The organism is Candidatus Cryosericum odellii (genome assembly GCF_003570935.1).
Taxonomy (GTDB): Bacteria; Caldisericota; Caldisericia; order Cryosericales; family Cryosericaceae; genus Cryosericum; species Cryosericum odellii.
On record NZ_QXIU01000187.1, the window covers coordinates 1 to 3,393 of the forward strand.

The 3,393-nt window shown below is 53.3% G+C and carries 4 protein-coding genes; all 4 read right to left on the bottom strand.

The annotated features are described in order from the left end of the window. The coding region (locus SMC5_RS07560) for an HAL/PAL/TAL family ammonia-lyase (RefSeq protein ID WP_119120219.1) at positions 1 to 1,086 on the bottom strand (1,086 nt) is incomplete at its 3' end. Continuing rightward, positions 1,083 to 1,805 carry an HAD family hydrolase gene (locus SMC5_RS07565; RefSeq protein WP_165846320.1) on the bottom strand — a complete coding sequence of 241 codons (723 nt, stop codon included), beginning with the start codon at positions 1,803 to 1,805 and terminating at the stop codon, positions 1,083 to 1,085. The genes SMC5_RS07560 and SMC5_RS07565, both read right to left, overlap by 4 nt. 185 nt (positions 1,806 to 1,990) lie before the next feature. After that, positions 1,991 to 2,380, bottom strand: a complete 390-nt coding sequence (locus tag SMC5_RS07570; RefSeq protein ID WP_119120221.1) for a class I SAM-dependent methyltransferase — start codon at positions 2,378 to 2,380, stop codon at positions 1,991 to 1,993. A 143-nt stretch (positions 2,381 to 2,523) separates the two neighbouring features. Continuing rightward, a complete protein-coding gene (locus SMC5_RS07575) occupies positions 2,524 to 3,276 on the bottom strand; it encodes a sugar isomerase domain-containing protein (protein ID WP_119120222.1) in 753 nt (250 codons plus the stop codon). Positions 3,277 to 3,393: the final 117 nt, after the last annotated feature.

Sequence of the window (3,393 nt, forward strand, 5' to 3'; positions counted from 1 at the left end):
CCGGTTGAGGGCGGGGTTCAGCAGCCGGTTGGTGCGTCGTTCGCTGATGCTTGCCAACTCTGCCAGCGCAATGGCGAGGTAGTCCATGGCCAACGCCACGGGTTCGCCGTGGAAGTTTCCGCCCGACAGGACGTCTCCTTCGGCAGGGAACAGGAGGGGATTGTCTGTGACTGCATTGAGTTCATTGAGCAACACGTTTTCCACGAAGTCGATCGTATCGGAGATGGCGCCATGGACCTGTGGCATGCAGCGGATGCTGTAGGCGTCCTGGACGTCGTCGCATGTGCCGATGAGTTTGCTGCCTGCAACGTAGCTTAGAATGTCCCTGGCAACAGCGCCCTGTCCGGCGTGCCGGCGCAGATCGTGGATGCGTTCATCGAAGGGTTCGAGACGGGCGCGGAGTGCTTCCATGGTCATGGCGGCTGCCAGGTTGGCGGTACGAAGGAGTGTGCGTGCGTCCGCAAAGACGAGAGCGGCTACACCGGTCATGACGGCGGTGCCGTTGATGAGGGCCAGACCTTCCTTGGCTTCCAGGACGACCGGCTTGGCTCCGATGGCGTCGAGGATTGCCTGACCCTGGAGGATTTCGCCGTGTACGGTCGCCGTTCCCTTGCCGATCAGCACGAGCGTCAGCGAGGCAAGAGGAGCCAGGTCACCAGATGCGCCGAGAGACCCCTGTGATGGGATCATGGGGTATACATGCTTATTGAGCAGTTCAAGCAGGAGTTGCTCTACCTCGAGACGAACACCCGAATGTCCGCTGGCCAGCGTATTGGCACGTACAAGTATTGTTGCTCGCGCCTCGTCCTCGGTGAAACAGCGGCCGACACCGACAGCGTGTGACAGGATGAGATTCTCTTGAAGCTTACCCAAATCCTGGGAACCAATGTGTGCATTGCACAGAGAGCCAAACCCCGTGTTGATGCCATAGACGGGGACTTCATCCTGGACGATCTTCCGGACGAATGAAGAGGCAATATTGATTTGTTCCACAGCTTCTTTGCTGAGTTCGACGACGGCACCCTGGCGGGCGACACGGACGACTTCGCTGGAGGTCAGGCTGGAACCGGTAAGACATATATTCATCTGTTCATCTCCTCGATGGTTGTTGGTAGTTCACTGAGTGAGGCGATCGCGAGGGTTTCTGTGGGCAACGACTCCTGGCGTCCAAAGAGAATGGCCTGGAGGCCGGCCGCGCGGGCTCCCTTGTAGTCCATGCGGTATGAGTCCCCCACATGGACGATCTCCTCCGGCTTCAGTTCGTTGGTGTCGACCAGTAGTTCCCAGATACCCTTGTCGGGTTTTAGAAACAGGGCTTCGTCCGAGAAGATGAAATGCGTGAATGGCTTGCGGATGTTCAGCATGTCGAATACTTTCAGCAGAACCTGCCCAGGCGTTTTGCCTGTGTTGGACGTTAAGGAGAGAGGGTAGTGCTGGGCCAGATCTGCAAGCAACTGTGGGGTGTCTGGCTCGACGAGGGCAGGCATCAGCTCGAAGATCGCCGCCTCATATCGCGGCCGGACAGCATCGACCAGATCCCTGGAAGGGTACACGCTGGCCTGCGTCAGAACAAAACCGATCTGGCTGGAGGTTGTCAGAGTCCAGTCGCGCATCTCACGGACGTCTCTGCGCAGGACGTCGATATGACGAAGACTCTTGTACAGTCCATCCTCGGAAACGGCCACGCTGTGTTCACCAAGGACTTCACGAATAGCTTGAGCCCGGATGCGGTCGCGTAGAGCCTCATCCTGATCATGGTCTAGAATAAGCGTTTTCCACAAGTCCAGGCTTATCGCACGTATCACGTCTTCTCCTCCATCTCTTACACATTTAGTATACGGCAAAGAGAGCGGGTTGTCACCCGTCACATTGCACATCCTAAATCATCGTGAATGGAGGGGAGGTAGCCATGATGCTGACATCGGCAGGAGGCTGCAGGCAGCGATGCCTAATGTAAACCAAAAAGCAAGGCGAGGGCGGGCCGTGCGCCTTACCGCACGGGCACGTTCGCGGTGGTAAAGCCCGCCACAGCGGCCTTCCGGTTCAGGTACATCGTCACCGACTCCCACAGAAAGAAGCTCGGCCTGTCTGGCTGGAAGCCTGCCTTTACCAGCTGCTCGAGCCAGTCCTCCGTCAGGAAATCGGCACTCACGAACGTAACCCGAGTTGCGTCCACGCCGGCCTTGGCCAGCATCTCGGGCTTGATCTTCTGAGTCCTGGCGTCGTCGACCTCGAAGCACCGGACACGCGTATCCTCCGGCAGCCGGTACGCGCGCGTGTCCCAGCCCGCGCCGAGAATCACCAGCTGGTCAATGTCCTCCAGATGTCGGGCCAGCGCAGCATCGAAGAAGGTGGTCCGGGCGGCCGACTGGTCCGTCATCGGCGGGTCTCCCGGGTAGGGGTAGCGGTAGGTTCTCGGCACATAGCCGTCTGTATTCAAAGAAATCAGGTTACTGCTCAGGCGTCGGTTGTCAATTTCTAACGTGAGCCTGAGCAGTAACGAGAATTATTCCTATCTGGATTCTACAGGTTTCTAATCCTTGAGAAATATTTGTCAGTAATTTTCTGGTTGTACTCTTCCACTTCTTTCGAATGAGCCATAAAGGAGCCATTAAAATATACATCTGGTTTTATGCCTTGCTTCAGCAAGTTTTCGACTGACTGTACAATAAGTGAATGAGCTATGAATGATCCAGCAACTGTTGAAACAGCGCCAACCTTCATTGGCAGATCTTCAAAAGATACGGCAGCGTCCCCAATGGGGCAGCAATTATCGATCGCCACATCTGCAACATCTTTTAGTTTCTTGCCTGAAGTATGTAGTGTTTTAAGATGAGCTGCATAATCGAAAGAAGTAATAGAAATGACTTTAACTCCTCGTTTCGAAGCTTCCATCGCAACATCTATTGGAACGATATTATTGCCAGAATTGGAAATCACAATCAAAATATCCGGCGGACTAAGTCGATGATACTCAACAATCAGTTTGCCTGCCCCTTCCAGTTTCTCCATATATTCGCTCTTTGTTATTTCGGCATGCCCTGTCATGCTGGGTTCCAATATTGCATGTATGTTGGATAGTGTGGATCCCCGCCAAAAAACGTCTTCAGCAACAAGATGCGAATGACCTGTACCGAATGTATGAATGATTCCACCATTCTTTGTACAATCTGCCATAAGGTCAGCAGCCTTCTGGATGTTTTCACTCTGTGTGCTTTCAATTCGGTTGAGAATCTCAATTATTGACGAGAAGTATTTTTGCATGGCCAATTCCATATACTTACCTCCCTGTAGTTTTTGTATTTCCTTTTTCAAAATCCATCGTCTCATTCCAAAAGAATAAATTACTCCTCTTAAATTTATAGTTTAATCCTTTTTTGCAATACCTTGTGC